Source organism: Roseiarcus sp. (assembly GCF_052145395.1).
GTDB lineage: Bacteria > Pseudomonadota > Alphaproteobacteria > Rhizobiales > Beijerinckiaceae > Roseiarcus.
This window is the reverse complement of sequence record NZ_JBKQOT010000770.1, coordinates 1-4,316: the sequence shown is the minus strand read 5'-3', so window position 1 is coordinate 4,316 and position 4,316 is coordinate 1. Positions and strand designations below refer to the sequence as shown.

At 65.4% G+C, this 4,316-nt stretch carries 3 protein-coding genes and 2 pseudogenes; all 5 read right to left on the bottom strand.

Annotated elements, in window-relative coordinates; genetic code table 11:
• The coding region (gene epsC, locus ACLP25_RS26500) for a serine O-acetyltransferase EpsC (RefSeq protein WP_442472096.1) at positions 1–865 on the bottom strand (865 nt) is incomplete at its 3' end.
• A 135-nt stretch (positions 866–1,000) separates the two neighbouring features.
• A pseudogene (locus ACLP25_RS26495) lies at positions 1,001–1,698 on the bottom strand (SDR family NAD(P)-dependent oxidoreductase).
• A 247-nt stretch (positions 1,699–1,945) separates the two neighbouring features.
• Positions 1,946–2,488, bottom strand: coding sequence for a carboxymuconolactone decarboxylase family protein (locus ACLP25_RS26490; RefSeq protein ID WP_442472095.1), 543 nt, complete (start codon positions 2,486–2,488; stop codon positions 1,946–1,948).
• Positions 2,489–2,562: 74 nt separating this feature from the next.
• A complete protein-coding gene (locus ACLP25_RS26485; RefSeq protein WP_442472094.1) occupies positions 2,563–3,864 on the bottom strand; it encodes an O-acetylhomoserine aminocarboxypropyltransferase/cysteine synthase family protein in 1,302 nt (433 codons plus the stop codon).
• A 181-nt stretch (positions 3,865–4,045) separates the two neighbouring features.
• A pseudogene (locus ACLP25_RS26480) lies at positions 4,046–4,316 on the bottom strand (hypothetical protein); the annotation flags it as partial.

Here is a 4,316-nt window from a genome sequence, read left to right as displayed (position 1 = left end):
CGTCGCGCGTGAGCCAGACATTGCCGCCGATCGACGAGCCCCGGCCGATGGTCACGCGCCCAAGGACGGTCGCGCCCGCGTAGATCACCACGTCGTCCTCGACGATCGGATGGCGCGGCGTGTTCTTGACGAGCGCGCCCGACGCGTCGGCCTCGAACCGCTTCGCCCCGAGCGTGACCGCCTGATAGAGGCGCACGTTGCGGCCGATGACCGCGGTCTCGCCGATGACGACGCCCGTGCCGTGATCAATGAAGAACCGCTCGCCGATCTCAGCTCCCGGATGGATGTCGATGCCGGTCGCCGAATGCGCGTCCTCGGCGATGATTCGCGCGATCATCGTGACGCCGAGCGCGTAGAGCTCGTGCGCCAGGCGATGGCGGGCGATCGCCGCAAAGCCCGGAAAACAAAACGCGATCTCGTCGATGCTCTTGGCCGACGGGTCGCCCTCGAAAGCGGCCCTGAGGTCGGAGTCGAGCAGCCCGCGGACCTTCGGCAGAGCGGCGGCGAAATCCTCCACGACGCCGCCGGCCCTGAGCAACGAGTCGATCCGGGTCTCGCCCTTCCATTCCCTCATGAGCGCCAGCTCGAGCTCGATCTGGCGCTTCAACGCCGAAAGCGCCGATTCGAGCGTGCGGATGATGAAGGCGTCGGCGTCGGCTGGCTGAAGATCAGCCGGCCCAAAGTGCCGGGGGTAGAGCGCGGCGACGATGGCCTGGACGATCTCGATGACGACCTCGCGCGACGGTAGCGGCGGCGGCGATCCGCGGTAGCGCCGCGTCTGCGACGCGGTTCTGAGCGCGCGCAGCTCGGCCGCAACGGCCACGAGGTCGGCGTCGCTTTCGGAAACCCGAGGCCGTTTCTGCATAACGCTCATAGGGCGAGGTCCCTTGCGTGAAATCGGGAGCCGAGGCCGACTGACCGCGATTATTGACTAACTCTACAATGTTACTGGACTAGAATTCGGAATGCAACATCCAAGGCGGGGCGGCTTGTGGGGCGCCTAGCTTGGATCGTCCCGGCGAGTGTCGATCGGACGCCGGCCGGTCGCGACCGCGTCCCAAAGACCTGACCAAGATTCGGGGACCGCGTCGGAAGTAGAATTGGTATCGCGCCAGAAGGTCACGTCCAGTACAAGCGCAGAGCCGGTGATGAACCGCGCGTCGTCGGAGGCGAGGAAGAGCACGCTGCCGACGACATCCTCGACCGTGACCCACGGCGTCGGCAGCAGGTTGCCGGCGGACTTTTCCGCGATCTCGATTGCGGTCCAATCTCCAAGCAGCGCCAGTCCGTCGTTGACCGGCGTGTCCACGCCGGTCGGATGCAGGGTGACGACGCGCACGCCCGCCCTCTCACCTCGATCGCGAGCGATTGGGCGAGGCCGACAAGCCCCCACTTGGACGCGGCGTAGTGGGTAAGGCGCGGAAACCCGCGCAAGCCTGCGACCGAAGAATTCAAGATGATCATCCCACCGCCGCGTGCGACGAGATCAGGCGTCACGTGCTTGGCGAGCAGAAAATTGCCCTTGAGATTGATGTCGAGAACCGTTTCCCATTGCTCCTCAGTGAGTTCGGTCACCTCGCCGTAGGCCACGACGCCGGCGTTCCCGAATACGATGTCGAGGCCGCCAAACGCTGCGACCGTTTTGGCGACCGCCGCAGCCACGGTCGACTCCTCCCGGACGTTGCCGACGAGCGCCAGGAACCGGCCGCCGATTGCCGCGATCTCGGCGCCAAGCTGCTCGAGCTCGGCGCCGGAGCGGAGCGGATAGCCGGGATGGCGAGCGAGCGGCCGATATAGAAGCCGGCGAACGCCGCGCCGGCGCGTGCGAAAGCGAGCGCCACGGCGCGCCCCTGGCCATGCGCCGCGCCGGTGATGAACACGACCTTGTTCGAGAACTCGCGCGTCATTCGTCCCCCTCGTTCCGCTCGCCGGTGAAACACTGCGCTCAGCGGAACAGAACCTCGGGCGATACTTTGTAGGGTCTTAGCGAGGCGTCGGGCTCGACTTTGAGCGCGCTGTCGAAAAGGTTGTTGACGATCATCAGCGCGCCGAACGCGGTGAGGTCGACGATCTGGACGTCGGTAAAATGGGCCTTCATCTGGTCGTAGGGCGCATCGGACACGCCGTTCGCGTCGAGGGCGAGCTGGCGGCCGAAGGCGGTCAGAGTCTGCGCCCGCTCGTCAAGCACGAGATGGTCCGGGTCCTCGCCCCAATCGACGATCGCACGGCGCATGAAGAGCGAGCACAGCTCGCAACAGTTGGCGCGCGAAATCGCGTTGCAGAACAGGATCGCTTCGCGCTCGCTCAGGAACGGCTTCACCCGATCGAACAGCGCATACCATTCGAGCACCGCATGAAGCGCGACCGGCGAGTGGAGAAGCGTCGCCTTCATGTTGGTGACGACGCCATGGGCGGCGACGGTCTCATCCCATACCGCCTTCTGCTCGGGGGTCGCTGTCTCCAAGGTGATCGGCGCGATTCGGGGCATGATCAACGCCATGCAGGTGCTGTCGGGTAGGTTCAATTTCAGCTCGCCGAACGTGTCCGGGATTGGCGCCGGGCTCAGACGCCATCGAGGGCCTGGGCGATGTCGGCGATAATGTCCTCCGGGTCTTCGATGCAGATCGACAGGCGCACGAAGGCCGGCGAGATGCCGGCGGCGGCCTGCTGCTCCGCATTGAGTTGGCCATGCGTCGTCGAGCTTGGATGGATTGCGAGGCTGCGCGCGTCGCCGATATTGGCCAGGTGATAGAAGAGCTTCAGCCGGTTGATGAAGCCGAGGGCCGCCTTTTCGCCGCCGACCGGCTCGAAGCCGACGAGACCGCCGTATCCGATGCTGAGATATTTGTCCGCGCGCTGTCGGTCGAGCCCGGTCTGCAGGCCAGGGTACATGACCTTGGCGACCTTGGGATGCGCGGCGAGGAAGTTCGCAACCTTGGCGTCGTTGGCGAAATGGCGCTGGATGCGCAGCGGCAGCGTTTCGAGGCCCTGGAGCAACTGGAACGCGTTCTGCGGGGCGAGGCTCGGGCCCAGATCGCGCAGAAGCGCGGCTCGGGCGCGCAGCACGTAGGCGATCGGACCGAAGAGCTCCGCCAATTGAAGGTAGTTGCGGTTCCCGTAGCCCGGGTCCGGCCGGTGGATCAAGGGCTGGCGCTCGGGAAAATCGGCCCAGGGAAATTTGACGCTGTCGACGATGACGCCGCCGATCGTCGTGCCGTGGCCGCCGATGTATTTGGTCGCCGAATAGACGACGACCGCCGCCCCATGGTCGAAAGGCCTGATCGCGAGCGGCGCGGCAGTGTTGTCGATAATCAGCGGGATGCCGAGCGGCCGGCCGATGGCGGCGACCTCCACGATGGGAAAGACGGAGAGCTTTGGGTTGGGCAGCGAACCGCCGAAATAGAGGCGGGTGCGGTCGTCGGTTGCGCGGCGGAAATTCTCGGGATCGGACGGATCGACAAAGCGCGCCTCGATTCCAAACTGCTTCAAGCGCGCGCGGAAGAAGTGGACGGTGCCGCCGTAGAGATCCGGCGAGGACACGATATTGTCGCCCGCCTCCACGAGGGTGAGAACAGCGAGCGCCGTCGCTGCCTGCCCCGAGGCGGCGCCGAGCGCGGCTGCGCCGCCTTCAAGTGCGGCCAACCGCTGTTCGAGCGCGTCGACCGTCGGGTTCCCGACGCGCGAATAGGTGAAGGCGATCTGCTCGAAGTTGACGATTTTCACCGCCGTAGCAGTGTCGGGGAAATCGAACGACGTCGACTGATAGTTGGGCACCGCTGTCGCGGAGGTCGTCGGGTCATGCCGGAAGGCGCCGCCGTGCAGAACGAGCGTGTCTGCGGCAAGCGAGGGAGACTTTGACGACATTGCCGTATTTCTGCTGACCCACCTTTGATGTCGCGTGCCGGAATTCGAGTCAGCCCCGGTGCGTTAAAGCAGCCGAGGCACCGCTCGGATCAGCCGCCGAACTCGATGATCGAAAGACCCGCGTTGTAGTCGGTGACGTAGATCAATCCGCCGGCGTCGACGAAGACGTCGGCGGATTGAATCACTTTTGGACGCCCGGGACGCCGGTCGACCATTCGGGTGGGCGCGGCGGGGACGAACGCGCCGACTTCTTTCGGCGCAAAGGGGTCGGCGATATCGAAGGCGCGTACGCCAGCGTTCTGCCACGTCGCGAAAATGAGCGTCGGTCGGCTTCCGTGGGGGTCGGGAAGGTCGCGATCGAAATCGGGTTCGAAGGCTCGCGGATGTCGAACACCCACGTGTGCTTGCGTCCGTCCTCCTCGTTGTCGGCGACCGCCTCGTCCGCGACGATC